The organism is Bradyrhizobium nanningense (assembly GCF_004114535.1).
Lineage (GTDB): Bacteria > Pseudomonadota > Alphaproteobacteria > Rhizobiales > Xanthobacteraceae > Bradyrhizobium > Bradyrhizobium nanningense.
This window is the reverse complement of the sequence record NZ_LBJC01000007.1, coordinates 370,792-392,522: the sequence shown is the minus strand read 5'-3', so window position 1 is coordinate 392,522 and position 21,731 is coordinate 370,792. Positions and strand designations below refer to the sequence as shown.

Sequence of the window (21,731 nt, the reverse complement as noted above, 5' to 3'; positions counted from 1 at the left end):
CTTGTGGAGACTCCCCCTCACCCCTGCCCTCTCAGCGCGAGAGAAGCTCGTCGCGGCTCGCGCAAGCGGGGCGAGGCAGAAGACCGATCTACCCCCGTCTCACGCTCGCCCCACCATCCACCGGCAGCGTCACGCCGGTGATGAAGCCCGCTTCATCCGACGCGAGGAACAGCGCGGCGTTGGCGACGTCCCACCCCGTTCCCATTTTCTTGCGCAGCGGCACCTTGCTGTCGCGTTCGGCTTCGACCTCGGCGCGGGTCTTGTGCCATTCGCGGGCGCGGGTATCGACGGCCATGGGTGTGTTCATCAGGCCCGGCAGGATGACATTGGCGCGGATGCCGTATTCGGCGTTCTGGTAGGCGAGCTGCTCGGTGAATGCAATCATAGCCGACTTCGTCGCCTTGTAGGCGACATAGGGATAGGTCGTGATCGCCGCCATCGAGGAGATGTTGATGATGGCGCCGCTTCGTTGCGCGCGCATGATCGGGATCACTTCTTTCGCGGCGAGAATGCAGCTCTTCAGATTGATGGCGACGACGCGATCGAACGCCTCTTCGGTCAGTTGCAGCAATTCGGCATCGCCGCCGGAGAGGCTGACGCCGACATTGTTGTGCAGCACGTCGATCCGACCCCAGCGCGACTGCGCATCCTCAACCATCGCCTTGATGTCGGCCGATTTGGTCACATCGGCTTTGAAGGCCGCGGCGGCTCCTTGCTTTGCGGTGATCATCGCAACCGTTTCCTGCGCCGATTCCAGATGATGATCGACACACAAGACCTTCGCGCCCTCGCGCGCGAAGGTCAGCGCAGTCGCGCGGCCGTTGCCCATGCCTTCGCCGGGGCTCTGGCCGGCGCCGACGACGACCGCAACCTTGTCCTTCAAGCGCATCTCATTTCACTCCCGGGCTCGAGTCCTGTTTATCCCATTATTTTCGTGCAGATTAGCAATGACCCCGAGCGGAGAGAAGGGCGCCGCTCCTGCGTTCATGTCATTGACATTACATGGAATTGCATGATGCGGCCGGCCCACCGCGCATAGCTGACCCCAGCCGTTCGGAACCGTTCCGAGGTCGCGGCGTTTGTTGCGGAGCCTTTCGCACGCTAGGCTCCGTCCCGGGGCTTCCCAACCGCCAGTGGCTTGCCGATGAATCTGCTCGATCCGCAAGGGCCCGTGGCTGCGGCCAACAGCACCATTCTGGTCGATTCCGTCTTCATCATGCTCGTGATCGTGGTGCCGACCATCGTCGCGATTCTGGCCTTTGCGTTCTGGTTTCGCGCCTCCAACACCAAGGCGCGCTACCAGCCTGACTTCGTCTATTCCGGCCGCGTCGAGATGGTGGTGTGGTCGATCCCGGCGCTCACCGTCATTCTGCTTGGCGGCGTTGCCTGGATCGGCTCGCACCAGCTCGACCCCGCAGCACCCGTACCGGGCACCGGCAGTCCGGTGCGGATCCAGGCCGTCTCGCTCGACTGGAAATGGTTGTTCATCTATCCGGACCAACGCATCGCCACCGTCAACACGCTGACGGTGCCGGCCGGCGCCGAGCTGAATTTCCAGCTGACGTCGTCGAGCGTGATGAACACGTTCTTCATCCCGCAACTCGGCAGCATGATCTACACCATGAACGGCATGGTGACGAAGCTGCATCTGCGCGCCGACAATGAAGGCAAGCTGCAGGGATTGTCGGCGCATTTCTCCGGCGATGGCTTTCCCGACATGATGTTCGACGTCAACGTGATCTCGCCGCTCGCCTTTCCCGATTGGGTCGCGTCCATTGCGAAGACGGACGCGGTGCTGAACGAGGAGAGCTACAAAAAGCTGATGCAGCAGGGCATCGAGAAGAGCAAGCCGGCCTATCGGCTCGACGACCCGCGCCTGTTCGATTTGATCGCAACCCAGCACATTCCGCCGGGGCCGGGTCCGGAGCTGATCTCCGATGCCGGCCGTCCGCACAGTGGAGGCCATGATGCTCGGTAAGCTCGACTGGTCCGCCGTTCCGTTCGATCAGCCGATCCCACTCATCGCAGGCGCGATCGTGCTGGTTGCGATCCTCGGCGTGCTGGTCTGGGTCGTGGCGAAGGGCCATCTGCCCTATCTCTGGCACGAATGGATCACCAGCGTCGATCACAAGCGGATCGGCGTGATGTACATCCTGCTCGCATCGGTGATGCTGCTGCGCGGCGGCAGCGACGCCATCATGATGCGGATCCAGCAGGCGGTCGCCTATCAGTCGCAGGGCTATCTGCCGCCGGAGCATTACAACCAGATCTTCTCGGCGCACGGCACCATCATGATCTTCTTCGTGGCCATGCCGTTCGTGATCGGGCTGATGAACCTCGTCGTGCCGCTTCAGCTCGGCGTGCGCGACGTCGCGTTCCCGACGCTCAATTCGGTCGGCTTCTGGCTGACGGCGACCGGCGCGTTGCTGGTCAACATCTCGCTCGTGGTCGGCGAGTTCGCGCGCACCGGCTGGCTCGCCTTTCCGCCGCTGTCGGAATTGTCCTATTCCCCCGGCGTCGGCGTCGATTACTACGCGTGGTCGCTACAGATCTCCGGGGTCGGCACGCTGGTCGCCGGTATCAATCTCGTCACGACGGTGCTGAAGCTGCGCACCAAGGGCATGAACTACCTGCGCATGCCGATGTTCTGCTGGACCACGCTCGCCTCGAACCTGCTCATCGTCGCGGCCTTTCCGATCCTCACCGCGACGCTCGCGATGCTGTTGCTCGACCGCTATCTCGGTTTCCATTTCTTCACCAACGAGGCCGGCGGCAACGTCATGATGTTCATGAACCTGATCTGGGCCTGGGGCCACCCAGAGGTCTACATTCTGGTGCTGCCCGCCTTCGGCATCTTCTCGGAGGTGGTCTCGACCTTCTCCCACAAGGCGTTGTTCGGCTATCGCTCCATGGTGCTGGCGACCATGGCGATCTGCGTCATCTCCTTCATGGTCTGGCTGCATCATTTCTTCACGATGGGCGCGGGGCCCGATGTCAACGCCATCTTCGGCATCGCCAGCATGATCATCGCGGTGCCCACGGGCGTGAAAATCTACAATTGGCTGTTCACGATGTATGGCGGCCGGATCCGTTTCGCGACGCCGATGCTGTGGGCGGTCGGCTTCATGGTCACCTTCATCGTCGGTGGATTGACGGGCGTTCTGCTCGCGGTGCCGCCGGCCGACTTCATGCTTCACAACAGCATGTTCCTGGTGGCGCATTTCCACAACGTCATCATCGGCGGCGTGTTGTTCGGCGCCTTCGCCGGCTTCGAATACTGGTTTCCGAAGGCGTTCGGTTTCCGCCTCGACGAACGCTGGGGCAAGGCTGCGTTCTGGTTCACCATCCTCGGCTTCTTCATCACCTTCGTCCCGCTCTACGTCGCCGGCATGCTCGGCATGACGCGGCGGATGCAGCACTATGATGTCGCCTCGTGGCGGCCCTGGATGATCGTTGCAGCGGTCGGCATGGCCGTGTTGACGATTGGCGTGGTCTGCCAGATCGTGCAGCTCGTGGTCAGCATCCGCAATCGCGAGGCGCTGCGCGACCGCACCGGCGATCCCTGGGACGGCCGCTCGCTGGAATGGGCGACCTCGTCGCCGCCACCGGTGTTCAATTTCGCCTTCAATCCCGATGTGCGCGGGGAGGACGCCTATTGGGACATGAAGGTCCATGCCCAGCAGCAATCGCTCCAGCGCGACGGGCCGGAGTACCAGGACATCGAGATGCCCCGGAACTCCCCGACCGGCTTCGTCTGCGCGTTCTTCGCCACCATCATGGGCTTTGCGCTGATCTGGCATATCTGGTGGATGGTGATTTTGGGGGGGCTCGGCGCGTTCGCGACCTTCGTCGTGTTCGCCTGGCGCGACCATGACGAATACGTCATTCCGGCCGAAGAAGTCGCAGCGATAGACGGTATCAATCTCGAGGAGCGACGCAGCCTCGTCAGCATGGCGGGGACAGTCTGATGGCGATGACCGCGACCGTCGGCCATGCCCATGCCGATCCCCATCACATCGGACTCGTGATCGAGCATCCCGGACCCGCGCCGAAGCGGATCGTGACCGCCTACGGCTTCTGGGTCTTCCTGCTCTCCGACATCGTGATGTTCTCCTGCTTCTTCGCTGCCTATGCGGTGCTTTCAGGCCAGACCGCCGGCGGCCCGAACGGCTCGGAGATTTTCGAGCAGAGGAACGTGGCGATCGAAACGGTCTGCCTTTTGTTGTCGAGCTTCACCTGCGGCATGGCCAGCATTGCCGCCGATATGCGCAACCGGTTCTGGTTCTATCTCGGCATGGCGGTGACCTGTGTGCTCGGGCTGATCTTCCTCGCCATCGAGTTCCGCGAATTCGCCGACCTCGTCGCGCGCGGCTATGGCCCGTCCCGCAGCGCATTCCTGACCGCGTTCTTCTCGCTGGTCGGCTGCCATGGTCTGCATGTCTCGGCCGGTGTGCTGTGGCTGCTCACCATGATGGCCCAGGTCTTCGCCAAGGGCTTTCGCGCCGATGTCCTGCGCCGGATGATGTGCTTTGCGTTGTTCTGGCACGCGCTCGATATTATCTGGGTCGGAGTGTTCTCAGTCGTCTACCTGCTTGGGAGCGGCGCATGAGCGATCAGTCGCACATCGGACATGATCTCGCACCGGGCGAGGAAGAGCAACACAGTGTGGGAACCCGCATTCTTGGTTACATCGTCGGGCTCGCGCTCGCGCTGCTGCTCACGGCAACATCGTTCTTCATCGCCGGCACCGACCTGGTCTGGCAGCCGTCCATCCCCGTTGCGTTGATCGTGCTGGCGATCGCGCAGATGGGAGTGCACCTGGTGTTCTTCCTCCACATCACGACCGGACCCGACAACACCAACAACGTGCTGGCGCTGGCCTTCGGACTGCTGGTGGTCTTCCTGGTGGTCGGCGGTACGGTCTGGATCATGGCGCATCTGAACGCCAATATGCCGCCGATGGACCAGATCATGATGCGGCAGTAGCGCGAGAGGACAGAGCCGCCCAAAAAAGAAGAGCCGCTTGTTGTGACAAGCGGCCCAAGTCTAGGGAGGAAACGCCCAAGCAAAGACAATCCGATGAGGATCGTCTGCCAAGGAAACGCTCGCGCAAGCGCTTGCGTACGCTAATAAGTGCAACAACTCGCGAAGGAGTTCAATTCCGGATCAATACGGACCCGGACTACTACTCACGGCTGCGTGAACAACTTTGTTCACTTCGGCCGGCGGCAATTATAAGCCTTGCGGAAGCCAGCGGCCTGGGCGTCGTCCTCAGAGCAGAACCAGCGGTCCGGCTTGGTGGTCGCCGGGTAGCTCGGGCAACCCCGCAAATGATAGATGCCGATATTGCCGGTGACGCGCGCGCGCACCGCAAGCTTGCCCTTGATGCTGCAGCTCGGCGGCATCGTCAGCTCCTCGGGGAACAGCACGGCGCGAATTTCCTTCTCCCGGTCCTGGCGGCAGGCCGCGCCCAGGAGTGTGCCGTCCTTCTTGCCGCCGCGGAAGTCTTGCGGTGCAACAAAGCAGCCCTTCCAGATTCCGGCCGAGGCCGTCTTGGCTTCGGACGCCGCCGGCTTGACGTTCGCCTTGATCGGCTCCCGTGCGACGGCAAAACCGAGCTTGACGAGCTGTTCGTTCAAGGATGCCTTGTCGCCCTCGGCCGTGCAGATGGCCCGGTGCCGCTTGCCAAAGGTTTTCTCCGGCCCGACATCGTCACAGCGCACGGAGCGTTTGTTGATGAGCTTCGCCAGCTGGTCGCGCGCCTCGATGCCGCAGGTCCAAGGATCGGCGTGATCGTCGATACAGACTTGGTCCAGCTCCGGCGCGTCGACGCCGTCGAGCCGGTAGGTGACGTCGCCGAGCTGGATGGAATTGCCGTCGCGGACGGTCGCGGCGGCGGTTAGCGCGGAGGCCGGCTCGGACGCCGCCAGGAATCCCGACAAGGCAAAGAAACAAAGAAGCGAAAACGCGCGGACGGCGGCAAAGGTATTTCGGAAGGACATAAGGTCTCGCTATCGATTGCTCGGTCGCCCGTTCCTAGCATCCGGATGTGGCGATACCAATGGTCTGCACCCTGCGAAGTGCGACATTCCGGCCTCGCGGCTTTACTCCCCGCCCGCTCTGACCCTATCGTTCTCGGGCCTTGCGAATGGTGCAGGCCGAATCGCCCGGAAAGCGGCGAGGGCGGGAGGAAAAGGTTGCGATGAAAGACCCCGTGGACGTCCTGATCATCGGCGCCGGCGCTTCGGGCGCGGCGGTGGCGTGGTCGCTGGCCGAGACCAAGATGCACATTCTCTGCCTGGAGCAGGGCGGCTGGATGAACCCGGCGGAATATCCGAGCACGGGCCGGGACTGGGAGGCCAAGTTCTACGGCGAGTGGTCGTCGAGTCCGAATATTCGCGGCCGGCCCGAGGACTATCCTGTTAACGACGACAATTCGCCGATCAAGGTCGTCAACTACAACGCGGTCGGTGGCTCGACGGTGATGTACACCGCGCATTGGCCACGGCTGCATCCCTCCGATTTCAAGGTGAAGACGCTGGACGGCGTCGCCGACGACTGGCCGATCGAATACGACGCGCTGACCCCGTTCTTCGAGGAGAACGACCGCATGATGGGCACGTCGGGGCTATCAGGCGATCCGCTCTCGCCGCTGACGCATCCGCCGATGCCGCAGCAGCCGCTCGGCCTGTCCGGCGCCATCATCGGCAAGGCCATGAACGAGCTCGGCTGGCACTGGTGGCCGTCGGACACCACGGTCGCGACGATGGACTATGAGGGGCGGGCACGCTGCATCAATCTCGGCCACTGCACGCCGGCCTGCGCGCAAGGAGCAAAGTCGTCCACCGACATCACCTATTGGCCCCATGCGATCCGCGCCGGCGTCGAGCTGCGCACCCATTGCCGGGTGCGCGAGATCACCACCGACGAGAACGGCATGGCCTCGGGCGTGGTCTATTACGACAAGGACGGTGTCGAGCAATTCCAGCCCGCGCACGTCGTCATCATCGCCTGCAACGGTGTCGGCACGCCCCGCCTGCTGCTCAACTCGAAATCCAACCGTTTCCCCAACGGCCTTGCCAATTCGTCGGGTCTCGTCGGCAAGAACCTGATGTTCCACCCTTACGCGCAGATCTACGGCTATGTGACGGAGCCGACCGACTCCAACCGCGCGCCGCCGACCTGCCTCTGGAGCAAGCAATGGTACGACACCGACCCGTCGCGCGGCTTCGTGCGCGGCTACGGCGTGCAGTTCGTGCGCGGCGCAGGTCCCGTGTTCGAGGCCGTCGTCAGCGAGCAAAAGGGCATCTTGCCCTGGGGCGAGGATCATCACCGCGTCTTCCGCAAGCTCAACGGCCATCGGCTGGGTTTCTCTGCGATCTGCGAGGATCTGCCGGAGGAGCATAATCAGGTCACGCTCGATCCCGTCCTGAAGGATAGCCACGGCATTCCCGCGCCGAAGATCGACTACACGATCAGCGAGAACAGCCGAAAAATGATGGAGCACGCACTTGCCCGCGGGCGGGAAGTTCTCGAGACCGCCGGTGCGACCGATATCTGCATCAACTCGCCGATCCCCTGGGGCGGTTGGCATCTGCTCGGCACCGCGCGGATGGGCACTGACCCCGAGCGCTCCGTGGTCAACGAATGGGGCCGCGCGCACGACGTCAAGAACCTCTTCATCGTCGACGGCAGCATCTTCGTCACGTCGGGCGGCGTGAACCCGACCTCCACCATCCAGGCCCTCGCGCTCTACATCGCCGACCAGATGAAGCAGCGCCTCGCCAATTTGTTCGACTGAGAATGATGACGGCCAGACCTAACCGCGCACTCGGTGCACCTCTCCCGCTTGCGGGAGAGGTCGGCACGCAGTGCCGGGTGAGGGTTCTCTCCTCTGGGGGAGCCCCTCTGTGGAGACACCCTCTCCCCAACCCTCCCCCGCAAGCGGGGGAGGGAGCGCACTTTCATCGCTGCGCGAGCTTCAGAAGAGGACACCATGACTGATCAACTCTCCCTCTCGCCGCGGCAGCGCGACGACCTCCGCACCGTCTCCGGGATGATCGTTCCCGCCAGCGCCGAGTACGGGGTGCCGGGCGCCGACGATCCCACGATCCAGGCCGACATCCTCGCGACGCTCGGCCGTGATGGCAAATTGGTGGCGACGGCGCTGGATCATCTGGCGCGCCTCGCAGGAAGGCCGCTTGCCGAGCTCGATGCCAAGGGGCGCGATGCGGCGGCGCAGGAGTTTCGCGGGGCTGGCGGCGCGCCCGCCGGGACGCTCGTCCGCGTCGTCCTGCAATGCTACTACCGCGACGACCGCGTGTTGCGCTCGCTCGGGCTGGAGCTGCGCGCGCCGTTCCCGAAGGGCCACGTGCTGCCGGATGGCGACTGGTCGCTGCTCGATCCGGTCAAGGCGCGAGGCGGCTCGCTGAGGCGGGCGCCCTAGCCATCTGGGCAGTCCAGCCCTGCGCGGCCGGGCGGGCATCTTGCGCGGCGGGGAGCAGGCCACCATCTGTGTGAGCCTTCAAGGACTTTTGCCATGCTGGATTTCACTTCAGACATCGCCGATGACGCACCGTCATCGCGAACAACCCCGTCTGTCCCGGTCGATGACCGGGCGCTGCTGGACGCCTATTCCAATGCCGTGATCGACGTGACCGACCGCGTCGGCCCTGCGGTCGTGCGGGTCGAGACCGGGCCAAAGGTGCCGAACGGCCGCGAACGCGGCGGGCTCGGCTCGGGCATCGTGATCTCGCCGGACGGGCTCGTCCTGACCAACAGTCACGTGGTCGGCACGTCGAAGCAGATCCGGTTGCGCGACGTCGAGGGCCATGTCGGCGAGGCCCAGGTGCTTGGCGTCGACGCCGATACCGACCTTGCGCTGCTGCGCGCCAACGGCGTGCGCCATTTGCCCTATGCCGCGCTCGGCAACTCCAAGACGTTGCGGCGCGGCCAGCTCGTGATTGCGATCGGCAATCCGCTCGGCTTCGAATCGACCGTGACCGCCGGCGTGGTCTCGGCGCTCGGACGCTCGATCCGCTCGGTCAGCGGCCGCACCATCGAGGACGTGATCCAGACCGATGCCGCGCTCAATCCCGGCAATTCCGGCGGCCCGCTGGTGTCGTCGCATGCCGAGGTGATCGGCATCAACACCGCCATCATCAACGGCGCGCAGGGCATCTGCTTCGCGGTCGCCAGCAACACCGCGCAGTTCGTGCTGTCGGAGATCATCCGCCACGGCTATGTCCGCCGCGCCTATATCGGCGTCGCCGGACAGACCGCGCCGGTGCCGCGGCGGCACGCGGTCGTGGCCGGCGTCGAGAACAAGATGGGCGCGCTTTTGATGCAGATCGAGCCGGACGGCCCGGCGGCGAAGGCCGGCTTGCTTCCCGGAGACGTCGTGATCAGGCTCGACGGCGTCGAGATCAACGGCGTCGACGATCTGATCCGCGTGCTCGACCGCGACCGGATCGGCCGGCGGCTCGCCATGGACGTGCTGCGGCTCGGCCGGCTGCGGGCGATCGACATCGACCCGATCGAACGGAAGCCTGCCCGCTAGCGCCGGACGGGTGAGGCGAGGTATGACGGTGTCATGCCTCGCCTTCGGACACTCGCCGCATGATGCCGGCGCAAGAGACCTACGATGTCATCGTCATCGGCGCCGGAGCCGGCGGTATGACGGCCGCGGCGGTCGCTGCCGCCGAAGGTCTGCGCGTGTTGGTGATCGAGAAGACCGCGTTCGTCGGCGGCACCACGGCCTGGTCCGACGGCATGGTCTGGATCCCTGCCAATGCCAAAATGAAGGATGCTGGGCTCTCCGATAGTGTCGCGGATGCCGTCCAATATCTGTCGAGCACGGTGCCCGAGCGCGCCAATGCCAGCCTGCGCGCTGCCTTTCTCGCGCGCGGGCCCGAGGCGATCGCCTATCTCGAAGCCAACACCGAGGTTCGGCTCCAGCCGGTTAAGGCCTATCCGGACTATTATCCGGAGCGACTGGGCGCGACATCAGGCGGCCGCGTGCTGGAGCCGGTTGCTTTCGACGGCACGCGGCTGGGCGGGGCTTTTGCGAGATTACGGCCACCGCTGCCGGAGTTCACGCTGTTTGGCGGGATGATGGTCAATCGTTTCGACATTCCGCATTTGCGCAGAGTTGGAAAATCGCTGCGCTCGACCATGCGCGCGGCGCGGCTGGTCTCGGAATATGCGTTGCAGCGGCTGCAAAGCCCGCGTGGCACGACGCTGTATCTCGGCAACGCGCTTGCCGCGCGGCTGTATGCTTCGCTGCTGGCGCGGCAGGTTGAAGCTCTCTTCAGCACCGACGTCGAAGTTCTCTCGATGCAGGGTGATCGCGTCAGCGGCGTGGTGATCCGTCATGGATCCCGCGACCGGCCGATCGCGGCGCGCCGCGGCGTGGTGCTGGCGACCGGCGGCTTTTCGCACGACGCCGTGTTGCGCAAGCGTCTTTTTCCGGCCGCGGCTGGATTTGTCTCGGCGACCAACAGCTCCAGCACCGGCGACGGGCTGCGGCTGGCGGCGACGACTGGCGCCGCGCTCAACACGGACGCGACCAGTCCGGCCTATTGGGTGCCGGCCTCGTTGTTCCGCCGCGCCGACGGCAGCCGCGGCGTGTTCCCACACACCGTGACCGACCGCGCCAAGCCCGGAATGATCGCCGTCAACGCAGCGGGCCGGCGTTTCGTCAACGAGGCGCTGTCCTACCACGAGTTCGTGCTCGCCATGCTCCGTGATGGCAATGGCGAGCCGGACCGGCCGTTCTATCTGATCTGCGACCGCGCGTTCCTGTGGGCTTACGGCCTCGGCCGCATCAAGCCGCTCACGCGCCTCTATCGGCGCTATGTGGCGAGCGGTGAGTTGATCGAGGCGCCCGACATCGCGCAGCTCGCCGCCAGGATCGGCGTCAAGCCGTCCACGCTCACGGCGACGGTCGTGAACTACAACGCCGATGCAGAGGACGGCCGTGATCCCGAGTTCGGCCGCGGCAGCACCATCTATCAGCGCCACCTCGGCGATATCAGTCACAAGCCTAATCCCTGCGTCGCGCCGATCACGCGCGCGCCGTTCTTCGCGATGCGCATCCATCCGGCCGATCTCGGCACCGCGATCGGCATGAAAGTCGACGCGCAGGCCCGCGTGTTGCGCAAGGACGGCACGCCGATCGCCGGCCTCTATGCCTGCGGCAACGACATGGGCTCGATCATGAACGGGAATTGTCCGGGGCCGGGGATCACGTTAGGACCGGCGCTGACGTTTGGATATATCGCAGGACGGCATCTGGCAGAGGGAGGGGTGACACGCGAGACCGCTGCCGGCGTGTCGGCGTCGGTCTAGCCATCTCCACCGCTGTCATGCTCCGCGAAAGCGGGGCATCCAGTACGCCGCGGCCCATCCGTTCAACCACAACCGCCTCGGAGTACTGGATCGCCCGGTCAAGCCGGGCGATGACACCGAGTGTGTGGCGAGATTCTGGATTGCTTCGTCGCAAGGGCTCCTCGCAATGATGTGGAGAGAGCTGGCCCCAGTCTTTATTCCGCCGCCGCGGCAAAACGGCTGTTCTCAAGCTCTGCTTCCAGCCGCGACTTCTCGGCCGCCGCGAGCTTGACGTTGGCTTCCTTGACGTGGCCAAAGCCGCGGATCTTCTCCGGCACGCGGGCGAGCCGTGCCAGCAGCGGGATCTGCTCCGCCTTCAGCCCGGCGATCCGCTGGTCGATCATCGTCATATATTCCTCGAGCAGCCTCCGCTCGGTCCGGCGCTCCTCGGTGCGGCCGAACGGATCAAACGCGCTGCCGCGCAGGAATTTGAGCCTCGCGAGTACGCGGAAGGCATGGATCATCCAGCCGCCGAACTCCTGCTTCTGGAGCCGGCCCGTCCCCCTGTCGCGCTTGGCGAAGATCGGCGGCGCAAGGTGGTACTTCAGCGTGAAGTCGCCGTCGAATTTTTCGGACACCTTCTTCGCAAAGCTGCCGTCGGTGTAGAGCCGCGCGACCTCGTACTCGTCCTTGTAGGACATCAGCTTGAACAGGTTCTTTGCGACCGCCTCGGTCAGCTCCGTTGATGCGGGCGAGGCGGCATGCTCCGCCTTGCGCACCTTGGCGATGGCCGCGAGATAGCGGTCGGCATAGGCCTTGTCCTGATAGGAGGTCAGGAATTCGGCGCGCGTTGCGATGATGTCGTCGAGCGACTTGGTCGGCGCGGCGGCGCGGTTCTTGAACTGCAGCACGCTGCGCACCCGCGACATGTCGTGGGCGGCCAGGCGCCCCCAGGTGAAGGCGAGCTTGTTCATCTCGATCGCGGCGCCGTTGATCTCGATGGCGCGCAGCAGGGCCTCCAGCGATAGCGGGATCGCGCCCTTCTGGAAGGCGAAGCCGAGCATGAAAGGGTTGGTCGCGATACTGTCGCCCATCAGCGCCGCGGCAATGCCGGTGGCGTCGATGATGTCGAGGTTGTTGTCGCCGATTGCGTCGCGCAGCACGGTCTGCATCGTGCCCATCTCGAAGTCGAGATCGGGGTTTTGCACGAAGCTCGCGGTCGGCTGCAAATCGGCGTTGATATAGGCTTTCGTCACGCCGCGCTCGGCGCGGCTGAGGGCTGAGGGACCGGCCGAAACGATCATGTCGCAGCCGAGGATGACGTCGGCGCCGCCGGTGGTGATGCGGACGGCGGAGATGTCTTCCGGCTTCGGCGCGATGCGGACGTGGCTCATCACCGCGCCGTTCTTCTGCGACAGGCCGGTGAAGTCCAGCGCCGAGCAGCCGCGGCCGTCGACATGGGCAGCCATGCCGAGCAGGGCGCCGATGGTGATGACGCCGGTGCCGCCGATGCCGGTAACGAGGATGTTGTAGGGCCCATCAAGCTCACGCGCAGGCGGCAGCGGCAGATCGGCGAACAGCTGGCCGGAATCAACCGCCGAAGTTTTCATCCGCTTGAGCGTGCCGCCGTGCACGGTGACGAAGCTTGGACAGAACCCTTCGACGCAGGAAAAATCCTTGTTGCAGTTCGACTGGTCGATCTGGCGCTTGCGGCCGAACTCGGTCTCCAGCGGCTGCACCGAGACGCAGTTGGAAGCCTGCGAGCAATCGCCGCAGCCTTCGCAGACCAGCTCGTTGATGAAGGCGCGCTTGGCGGGATCGGGATAGAGTCCGCGCTTGCGGCGGCGGCGCTTCTCGGCGGCGCAGGTCTGGTCGTAGATGATGACGGTGAGGCCCTTGATGTCGCGCAGCTCGCGCTGCACGGCATCGAGCTCGCGGCGGTGATGGATGGTCGCGCCTTGCGGGAAGTAATTGCCTTGCGGGTACTTGCCCGGATCGTCGGAGACGATCGCGAGCCGCTTGACGCCCTCGGCCCAGACCTGATGCGCGATCTGGGCGACGTTGAAGGCGCCTTCGGCCGGCTGGCCGCCGGTCATCGCGACGGCGTCGTTGTAGAGGATCTTGTAGGTGATGCTGATGCCGGCGGCCGATGCCGCGCGAAGGGCGAGGAGGCCGGAATGGGTGTAAGTGCCGTCGCCGAGATTCTGGAAAATATGCTTCTCGCTCGTGAAGGGCGACTGGCCGATCCAGTTCACGCCCTCGGCGCCCATATGCGAGATGAGATCGGTGCGGCGGGTCGGCATGCTCAGGGCCATGCCGTGACAGCCGATGCCGGCCATGGCGCGGCTGCCTTCGGGCACGCGTGTCGAGGTGTTGTGCGGGCAGCCCGAGCAGAAGAACGGCGTGCGCGCGAGCTTGATCTGCGTGTTGGTGGTGACGGGATGGTCGAAAGCCTCCAGCCGGGCGAGACGCTGCTCCAGCACCGGGCTGCGATGGCCGAGCTTGCGCAGCCGCGCCACCAATGCGCCCGCCACGATGGTCGGCGTCAACTCGCCTTCGCTCGGCAGCAGCGGCGCGCCGCTTTCGTCGCGCTTGCCCGTAATGGTCGGGCGCCTGGAGGCATCGATGTTGTAGAGGATGCGCATCAGCTGGTCTTCGATGAAGCCGCGCTTCTCCTCGACGACGAGAACGTCCTGTAAGCCTTCAGCAAAGCGCTTCGCGCCGCTTTCCTCCAGCGGCCAGGTCAGCGCGACCTTGTAGATGCGAAGGCCTAGATCCTGCGCGTCCTTGTCGGTGATGCCTAAGTCGGCCAGCGCCTGGCGCAGATCGAGATAGGCCTTGCCGGTCGCGACGATTCCGAGCCGTGCCGGCTTGGAATCGAGCACGATGCGGTCGAACTGGTTGGCGCGGGCAAAGGCCTGCACGGCGGCCATCTTCGGGCCGAACAGGCGCCTCTCGGCCTCCAGCGGCGGATCCGGCCAGCGGATGTTGAGGCCGCCGGGCGGCATCTCGAAATCGTCGGGGAGCTTGATCTTGATGCGTTCAGGATCGCTATAGATCGAGGCCGAGCTCTCGACGGTCTCGCTGATCGCCTTGAAGCCGACCCAGCAGCCGGAGAAGCGCGACAGCGCGAAGCCGTAGAGGCCGAGATCGAGATAATCCTGCAGCGTTGCCGGATTGATCACCGGGATCAGCGCCGCCGCGAACACCTGCTCGCTCTGATGCGCCAGCGTCGAGGACTGGCAACCATGGTCGTCACCGGCGAGCGCGAGCACGCCGCCGTTGAGCGCGGTGCCGGCCGCATTGGCGTGCTTGAGCGCATCGACCGAGCGGTCGACGCCGGGGCCCTTGCCGTACCAGATGCCGAACACGCCATCGACCTTGGCGCCGGGAAACAGGCCGACCTGCTGGCTGCCCCACACGGCGGTTGCCGCCAGATCCTCGTTCAGGCCGGGGACGAAGGCGACCTCGTGCTGCGCGAGGTGGGATTTCGCGCGCCACAGCGCGTGGTCGTACATGCCGAGCGGAGAGCCGCGATAGCCGGAGATGAAGCCGCCGGTGTTGAGCCCCTGGAGCCGGTCGCGTTCGCGCTGCAACATGGGCAGACGGACCAGTGCCTGCGTGCCGGACAGAAAGATCCGCTTCGATTCGAGCCGGTATTTGTCATCCAGCTCGACCTGCAACAGCGTCATTTCGGAAGTCCTCGGCTCTTGGTTCGGGGTGGGTGTGCGCTGCAGGAAGGATTGCGGCTGCGCGACGCGAATTGTGACAGTCAAAAGGATGGGCCGGCGAAGTCAATACGGCTAGCCGCATCCGTGGCGCTCCTGCTAGTCATGGCTTGCACGCGGAGGAGAGCATGACGGCGTTCGATACCCCAATCACTCAGACCGGCGGCGCCTTGGTCGGGCCGTGGCGCCGGCCGCGACAGATGCTGCAGGCGCAAACCTACGACGCGCATGCCTCGATCCATGATGACGCGACAGCGCAGAAGCTCGGCTTCAGAGGCGGTACGATCGAGGGGCCGACGCATTTCAGCCAATTTGCCCCGTTGTGCGAGCGGCAATGGGGGCAAGCCTGGTTCGAAAGAGGCTGCCTTTCTGCGCACTATCGCAGCGTCTGCTATGAAGGCGAAGAGGTGCAGGCGATCCTGATGGCCTCCTCGGTTGAACAACCGGAGTGTCAAATTCAAATGGTCAAGCGCGACGGCACCGAAGTGCTGCGCGGCACGGCCTCGATCATCGAGAGCCCGACAGCCCTTGACCTGCGTCTGCGCGAGCTCAAGCCGCTCGCCGATCCCGTGATCCTTCGCGATGTGCAAGTCGGCGTCCCCGGCAAGCGGCAGACGGTGCGCATGGCTTTCGATCAGACCATGGGTGACCTCTATCCCTTCTCGCTGCGGCAGAAGCTCGCCGTCATCACCGAAAACTCGCCCTATTATTCGGGCGCCGACAATCCGTGGCGCAGGCCGATCATCCCGATGGAGATGCTGAGCGTGCTGTTCCAGTACCGCTCGAAGGACGATCCGCTGCCGGCCAAGGGCCCAGCCGTCGGCCTGTTCGCGGACCAGGAGATCCGGCTCGTGAAGGGCCCGCTCCTCGTCGACGAGGACTACGAGGTCGAGCGCGAGGTGGTCGCGCTCTCCGGCAGCCGCCGCACCGAAAGCGTCTGGGCCAAGACGCGCGTGTTCGACAAGACGAACACGCTGGTTGCGACCATGCTGCTGAACATGGCGACGCTGAAGGATTCTTACGCGCCGTATGAAGAAGAGTATCGGCGGCTGTATGGGGCGGGGCGGTAGGCGCAAAGGCGCCGCCATACGCGCTCTTCGTCATTCGGAGAGCGCCCATCCTTTGAGCAGATGCACGCGGCGAAGCCGTCGCACAGGGAATAAGCAGACGCCGACCGCCGGCGTAACCTTCTGACTACGCAACGAATTCCATCGCCGCCCGCGCCCCACCGCAATTGTACACAATGGCACGCCGCTTGCAGAACTCCTGGCGCAGTTCTCGCGAGGGGCGGGCGTCATGCTGGACTTGAGCAAGCCGACATTGGGCGTCATCAGCGCCGAGCCCGAGCCGATCAGACTCGACTGGTCAGCGACAGCGCTGTTGATCATCGACATGCAGCGCGACTTCATGGAGCCCGGCGGCTTCGGTGAGACGCTCGGCAACGACGTCAGTCAGCTTGCGCGCGCGGTGAAGCCGATCGGCGCGGTGCTGACGGCGGCGCGCGACACCGGCATGCTGGTGGTCCACACCCGCGAAGGCCATCTGCCCGACCTCTCCGACGCGCCCCCGGCGAAAGTCGAGCGCGGCGCGCCGTCGCTGCGGATCGGCGATCCCGGCCCGATGGGCCGCATCCTCATTCGCGGCGAAGCCGGCCACGACATCATCCCCGAGCTCTATCCGCTCGACAGCGAGGTCGTGATCGACAAGCCCGGCAAGGGCGCGTTCTACGCCACCGAGCTTGGCGACGTGCTGGAGAGATACGGCATCGAGAACCTGCTGGTGTGCGGCGTCACCACCGAAGTGTGCGTCAACACCACGGTGCGCGAGGCCAACGACCGCGGCTACCGCTGCGTCGTCATGTCGGACGGTTGCGCGTCCTACTTCCCCGAGTTTCACGAGATGGGCCTGAAGATGATCAAGGCCCAAGGCGGCATCTTCGGCTGGGTCACGGACTCGGCCGCAGTTCTGGAGGCAATCAAGACTTCGACCACATCAGGGGAACGATCATGAGCACATTGACGGGGACGGCCGGCAAGTCTGAGATCGATACGTCCGAGTTCAAGCCGGCACTATGGACATCGGGCGACTGGAACGCGTTTTTCGGCTTCGGCACCAACATCCTCGTCAACATGCTGGTGCTCACGGGCCTGTTGCGCTTCGTCCTGAAGATGCCGGACAGTCTGGTGTTCGGCCGCATCCTGCCCGCGCTCGGGCTGATGATGTGCCTCTCGACCTTCTACTACGCCTACCTTGCCTACCGTCTGGCGCAGAAGACGGGCCGCAACGATGTCTGCGCGCTGCCCTCGGGCGTCAGCGTGCCGCACATGTTCATCGTCACCTTCGTGATCATGCTGCCGATCACCCTGAAGACCGGTGATCCGCTCAAGGGCTGGTCGGCGGGCCTGGTCTGGGTGTTCTTCCAGAGCTTCATTCTCATGATCGGCGGCTTCATTGCGCCGTTCATTCGCAGGATCACGCCGCGCGCGGCGCTGCTCGGAACGCTTGCCGGCGTTTCCGTCACCTTCATCTCGATGCGGCCGGCGCTGGAGATGTACATGACGCCGCAGATCGGTCTGGTCTGCTTTGCCATCATCCTGGTGAGCTGGTTCGGCGGCGTGAAATATCCGCGCGGTATTCCCGCAGGTCTCGTCGCCATCGCCGTCGGCATGATCATCGCCTGGGGTTCGAACCTGTTCGGGCTCGGCCTTGGCGGCTTGAGCCTCAAAGGCGTCGGCGCAGCATTTGCCAATTTCGGCTTCTCGGTGCCGCTTCCCGCATTGGGCTACGTCTTCTCCGGCTTCGAATTCCTCGGCATCATTCTCGTCACCGCCATTCCATTCGGCATCTACGACCTCGTCGAGGCCATGGACAATGTCGAGAGCGCGGAAGCCGCCGGCGACGAATATCCGACCACGCGGGTGCTCACGGCCGACGGCGTCGTTAGCCTGATCGGCTGCCTGATGGGCAATCCCTTCATCAACGCGGTCTATATCGGCCATCCCGGCTGGAAGGCGATGGGCGGCCGCATCGGCTACTCGGCCGCAACCGGCCTCATGGTGATCGTGCTGGCCTGGTTCGGCATCATCTCGGTGCTGCTGGCACTCGTGCCCGTGGTCGCGATCTCGCCGATCCTGCTTTACATCGGCATGCTGATCGGCGCGCAGGCGTTCCAGACCACGCCGATCAAGCACGCGCCCGCGATCGTATTGGCGCTGACGCCGCATCTTGCCGCCTGGGCCAAGCTCCAGATCGACACGATGCTGGGCTCGACCATGATGGCAGCGACGTCCGTCGGCGGCCTGGCCGCCGACAAGGCCGACGCCGTGAAGGCTGCCGCGATTGCCGCGCTGCCGCAGCAGGGCGTGTTCTACCGGGGGTTGGAGGTGATGGGCGGCGGCTCCATCCTCGGCGGCCTCATCCTGGGCGCGATCGGCGTCTTCATCATCGAGCGCGATTTCGAGAAGGCATCAGGTTTCGCGCTGGTCGGTGCGGTCCTGACCTATTTCGGCTTCATGCATGGCGAGGCCGTCGGCATCGGCGGCGGATTTGGCGTCACGCCCGCTGTCGCGCTGGCCTATGCCGCGATGGCCGCCGGCCTGTTCGCGGCCAGCAAGCTCGGCGCCAGCGACCACTATGCCGCGCATCCGGAGATGTCGGCCGCGCCGGCGGAGTAGGAGAAGCGAAGGAGATTGCGGCCGGTGACGTCATGTTGCCGGCCGTTTCCTTCCGGACCGTACGCCAAGGCAAGTCAACCCAGCCGGTTGATCCACTCGCGAAAGAGCTCCGGACCAGCCTCGACCGCGGCTGCAAGGTCGCGGGAGTCGCGCGCTGCGCGCGGCGAGTAGCCGAAGCGCTGCCGGAAGCTGCGGCTGAAATGCGCCTGGCTCACGTAGCCGAATTCGGCGGCGATCTCTGCATTCCAGCGATCCTCGTCGGCGTCATCGAGCAGCACATGGATCGCTTCGAGCCGTCGCCCGCGAATGTAATCGGCGACGCCCGCGAGCGGCGCGAAGACCCGATACAGCACCGAGCGAGACACGCCGATCTCGCGGCAGATGGTCGTCACCGAGAGATCGGGATGACCGAGGTTCTGATCGATGAAGCGGCTGGCACGATGAAGGACGGCGATGTCGCGCCGGGCAAGCCCTTGCTCGCGTGGCCGCTCGGCCATGCCAAAGCATCCGCGCAGGAGCCCGAGCGTCGTTCGGACCGCCTCGGGTGCGTCGTCCCCGTCCATCGCCGGAAGCCGTCGTCGCAGGAGCCCCATCTGATCGGCGAGCACCCGGCCGGCGGCGCCGTCGAGGACGAGCCCGTGCAGGTCGAGGCCATCGGGCGCGGCGCTGACGATTGCATCGCGCTCGACGTCGAGGCTGATGGTGTCGGTCGCCGTGGCGATGCCGTCGAAGGGCCGGGTCAGGTCGAGCACCAGCACCTGGCCGGGTCCGGCCGAGATCGGCTCGCCGTCGACCTCGCCACTCCAGGCGCCGCGACGGAGCAGCAGCAGCGCGAAGGAGTTGCGGCCATCGGCCTTTGCCAGCGCGGCGGAGCGGGTGAAGCGCACCGGCCCCATCCGGGTGGATGCGGCGACCAGACCGCCGAGCAGCCAGGCTTCGGCGAGAACCTCGAAGTCGTCCCGGTTCGTGCCGTCGGGGACCGACACGTCGTAATGCGCGAGAATCGCGCGGTAGCGGTCGATCCGCTCGGCGGCGGGCAGCTCCGCCGTATCGAAGCGCAGATACGGGATTTTCGTCATGCCAGGCCGCTCCCTTCGGCAGTTGGTCTGCAAATTGGGACGATCAGGCAAGTTTCCACGCCGTCGAACCGCAGTCTCCGGACATGAATATTCATATTATCGCGCGCGGGGCCAGACGCGCGTGTTTGCCGGCCCCAGCAATTTGCAATGACGTGAAGGTGAGCGATGGATACGCGGGGGATGGGTCTTGCGGCATGGTTGGCCGAGGGGGGGACCGGCGAGACGGCGGGACGAACGGCGAGGGAAGCGACGTGGCTGCGAATGCGGCCAGCCACGATGTGTGCCGTGGCGGCGTTCGTTCTTGCCGCGATCGTGGGCGCGCCATCCGCGCAGGCGCAGTTCGTCTGCGTCGATGCCAGCAACAGCACCGGCGGCGCAGTTGCCGGGGCCGTCGGAAGCACGGCGTGTGGTGCCGGCAGCGCGGCGGGCGGTGCATCCGGCACGGCCTATGGTGCTTCCAGCAATGCCTCTGGCAATACTGCTCTCGCCGTCGGCGCCTCGAGCCAGGCGACCAACGTGCAAACCACCGCGATGGGGTATGGCGCCCTCGCGATCGGTCAGCACGCCTCTGCTGCCGGGGCGCAGAGCGCGGCGACGGGCTACGAGAGCACCGCCTACGGCTATGTGAGCAGTGCGACCGGCAATCAAACCGTGGCCGTTGGCTCCAACAGCAGTGCAGCCGGCTGGTACTCCACGGCGCTGGGTGCCGACTCCCGGGCTTCCGGCGACTTCGCAACTGCGACCGGCGGCCGGAGCACCGCGACCGGCCTGACCAGCTCAGCCTATGGCACGGATAGTTATGCGTATGCCGACAGTTCGGTGGCGGTCGGATCGTGGGCGGTCGTCAATGCGGGCAGCACGAGCGGAACGGCTGTCGGCAACAACACCACAGTGACCGGCGTCAACAGCACCGCGGTCGGTGCGTTCAACAGCGTCACCGGCACCAACAGCGGTGCGTTCGGCACCGGTCAGACCGTGCGCGGCAATGGCAGTTACGCCATCGGCGACCCCAATACGTTGAACGGCAATGGCAGCTTCGTGCTGGGCGACAACAACACCGTCAACGGCACCAACCAGGCCGGCCGGGGCGACAACGTCAATGTGGTCGGCTCCAACAATGCAGTGGCCGCCACCGCGAGCGCTGCTGGGTCCTCCGTGTTCGGCTCCGGCAACGCCGTCAATGCGCCCAACGCGCTGGTGATGGCGAACGCGGCCACCGTGACCGGCTCAGGTGCCCTCGCGATCGGCAATACCGTATCGGTGGCCGGCGCCAACGCGGTCGCCGTCGGTAACAATACCAGCGCCGGTTTCGCCAACTCTGCCGCTTTCGGCAATGGCGCGACAGCGACGCGCCCCAACCAGCAGACGTTCGGCACGGCAGGCAATACCTACACCATGGCCGGCATCACCTCGTCGGCGAGCAAGGCCGCGCAAAGCGGCGCGACCCAGCTCGTCACCTCCGATGCTGCCGGCAATCTCGCGACCACCACGCTCGCCAATCTCGGCATCGCCTCGACCAGCGATCTCAGCGCTATCAATGGCCAGCTCGCCACCATCAACGGCCGCCTCGACGACCTCACCAGCCGGACCAGCAAGGCGACCAGCGGCGTCGCCATGGCCTTTGCCATGGCCGGTGTGCCGACGCTGCTGCCGAACGAGAGTTTTGCCATGACGATGAACTACGGGACCTTCGAGCGGGCCAACGGTCTCGCATTCAACGCGGCACTACGCCTCAATCGGAACATGCAGTTCAACGGCGGAATAGGCTATGGGCCCGACCAGCGGGTCGCCGGCGGACGCGTTGGCCTGCGCATGGGCTGGTGAGGGCATGGTTGTATTCCCACGATTGGCCGCATGCATGCTTTTCCTCGCAGCTTCCGCGCCCCTGCGAGCGGAGACGCAACCATCGCCTTCCGGATTTG

16 protein-coding genes are annotated in these 21,731 nt (G+C 65.1%); 12 read left to right on the top strand and 4 right to left on the bottom strand.

Annotated features, from left to right (window positions below; translation table 11 throughout):
* Positions 1 to 88: 88 nt before the first annotated feature.
* Positions 89 to 889 (bottom strand): SDR family NAD(P)-dependent oxidoreductase, encoded by an 801-nt coding sequence (locus XH84_RS05720; RefSeq protein ID WP_128916834.1) that lies wholly within the window; start codon positions 887 to 889, stop codon positions 89 to 91.
* Positions 890 to 1,144: 255 nt separating this feature from the next.
* On the opposite strand from XH84_RS05720, the gene XH84_RS05715 reads away from it, so the two are divergent.
* Genes XH84_RS05715 through cyoD form a run of 4 tightly spaced genes read left to right on the top strand, consistent with a single transcriptional unit; the run spans position 1,145 to position 4,986 of the window.
* A complete protein-coding gene (locus XH84_RS05715; RefSeq protein ID WP_128916835.1) occupies positions 1,145 to 1,978 on the top strand; it encodes a cytochrome ubiquinol oxidase subunit II family protein in 834 nt (277 codons plus the stop codon).
* A complete protein-coding gene (gene cyoB / locus XH84_RS05710) occupies positions 1,968 to 3,968 on the top strand; it encodes a cytochrome o ubiquinol oxidase subunit I (protein WP_128917170.1) in 2,001 nt (666 codons plus the stop codon). The genes XH84_RS05715 and cyoB overlap by 11 nt, the downstream gene beginning before the upstream one ends.
* Positions 3,968 to 4,609 carry a cytochrome (ubi)quinol oxidase subunit III gene (locus tag XH84_RS05705; RefSeq protein WP_128916836.1) on the top strand — a complete coding sequence of 214 codons (642 nt, stop codon included), beginning with the start codon at positions 3,968 to 3,970 and terminating at the stop codon, positions 4,607 to 4,609. Before cyoB ends, XH84_RS05705 begins: the two co-directional genes overlap by 1 nt.
* Positions 4,606 to 4,986 carry a cytochrome o ubiquinol oxidase subunit IV gene (gene cyoD / locus XH84_RS05700; RefSeq protein WP_128916837.1) on the top strand — a complete coding sequence of 127 codons (381 nt, stop codon included), beginning with the start codon at positions 4,606 to 4,608 and terminating at the stop codon, positions 4,984 to 4,986. Before XH84_RS05705 ends, cyoD begins: the two co-directional genes overlap by 4 nt.
* 227 nt (positions 4,987 to 5,213) lie before the next feature.
* Here the strand turns inward: cyoD and XH84_RS05695 are convergent, their stop codons facing one another.
* A complete protein-coding gene (locus XH84_RS05695) occupies positions 5,214 to 6,002 on the bottom strand; it encodes a thermonuclease family protein (RefSeq protein ID WP_128916838.1) in 789 nt (262 codons plus the stop codon).
* A gap of 200 nt (positions 6,003 to 6,202) precedes the next feature.
* On the opposite strand from XH84_RS05695, the gene XH84_RS05690 reads away from it, so the two are divergent.
* The 4 genes from XH84_RS05690 to XH84_RS05675 all read left to right on the top strand — a co-directional run bounded on the left by XH84_RS05690 (position 6,203) and on the right by XH84_RS05675 (position 11,349).
* Entirely contained in the window at positions 6,203 to 7,801 is a 1,599-nt protein-coding gene (locus XH84_RS05690; RefSeq protein WP_128916839.1) for a GMC family oxidoreductase, read from the top strand.
* A 195-nt stretch (positions 7,802 to 7,996) separates the two neighbouring features.
* Positions 7,997 to 8,446, top strand: coding sequence for a hypothetical protein (locus XH84_RS05685; RefSeq protein ID WP_128916840.1), 450 nt, complete (start codon positions 7,997 to 7,999; stop codon positions 8,444 to 8,446).
* 93 nt (positions 8,447 to 8,539) lie between these two features.
* On the top strand, positions 8,540 to 9,559 hold the full coding sequence (locus XH84_RS05680; protein ID WP_128916841.1) for a S1C family serine protease: 1,020 nt from the start codon (positions 8,540 to 8,542) through the stop codon (positions 9,557 to 9,559).
* Positions 9,560 to 9,618: 59 nt separating this feature from the next.
* Complete coding sequence (locus XH84_RS05675) at positions 9,619 to 11,349, top strand: FAD-dependent oxidoreductase (protein WP_128916842.1); 1,731 nt, start codon at positions 9,619 to 9,621, stop codon at positions 11,347 to 11,349.
* A gap of 194 nt (positions 11,350 to 11,543) precedes the next feature.
* Here the strand turns inward: XH84_RS05675 and XH84_RS05665 are convergent, their stop codons facing one another.
* Entirely contained in the window at positions 11,544 to 15,020 is a 3,477-nt protein-coding gene (locus XH84_RS05665) for an indolepyruvate ferredoxin oxidoreductase family protein (protein ID WP_128916843.1), read from the bottom strand.
* 164 nt (positions 15,021 to 15,184) lie between these two features.
* Between XH84_RS05665 and XH84_RS05660 the strand changes: the two genes are divergently transcribed.
* The 3 genes from XH84_RS05660 (at position 15,185) to XH84_RS05650 (ending at position 18,730) form a co-directional block, all read left to right on the top strand.
* Positions 15,185 to 16,126: a hypothetical protein gene (locus XH84_RS05660; RefSeq protein ID WP_128916844.1), complete on the top strand. Its 942-nt coding sequence runs from the start codon at positions 15,185 to 15,187 to the stop codon at positions 16,124 to 16,126.
* A gap of 226 nt (positions 16,127 to 16,352) precedes the next feature.
* Positions 16,353 to 17,066 (top strand): cysteine hydrolase family protein, encoded by a 714-nt coding sequence (locus XH84_RS05655; RefSeq protein WP_128916845.1) that lies wholly within the window; start codon positions 16,353 to 16,355, stop codon positions 17,064 to 17,066.
* Positions 17,063 to 18,730: a regulator gene (locus tag XH84_RS05650; RefSeq protein WP_128916846.1), complete on the top strand. Its 1,668-nt coding sequence runs from the start codon at positions 17,063 to 17,065 to the stop codon at positions 18,728 to 18,730. Before XH84_RS05655 ends, XH84_RS05650 begins: the two co-directional genes overlap by 4 nt.
* Positions 18,731 to 18,804: 74 nt before the next feature.
* Here XH84_RS05650 and XH84_RS05645 read toward each other — a convergent pair whose 3' ends face one another.
* Positions 18,805 to 19,809, bottom strand: a complete 1,005-nt coding sequence (locus XH84_RS05645; RefSeq protein WP_128917171.1) for a helix-turn-helix domain-containing protein — start codon at positions 19,807 to 19,809, stop codon at positions 18,805 to 18,807.
* A gap of 276 nt (positions 19,810 to 20,085) precedes the next feature.
* Between XH84_RS05645 and XH84_RS05640 the strand changes: the two genes are divergently transcribed.
* On the top strand, positions 20,086 to 21,633 hold the full coding sequence (locus XH84_RS05640; protein ID WP_164935944.1) for a hypothetical protein: 1,548 nt from the start codon (positions 20,086 to 20,088) through the stop codon (positions 21,631 to 21,633).
* The last annotated feature ends 98 nt before the right edge of the window (positions 21,634 to 21,731 follow it).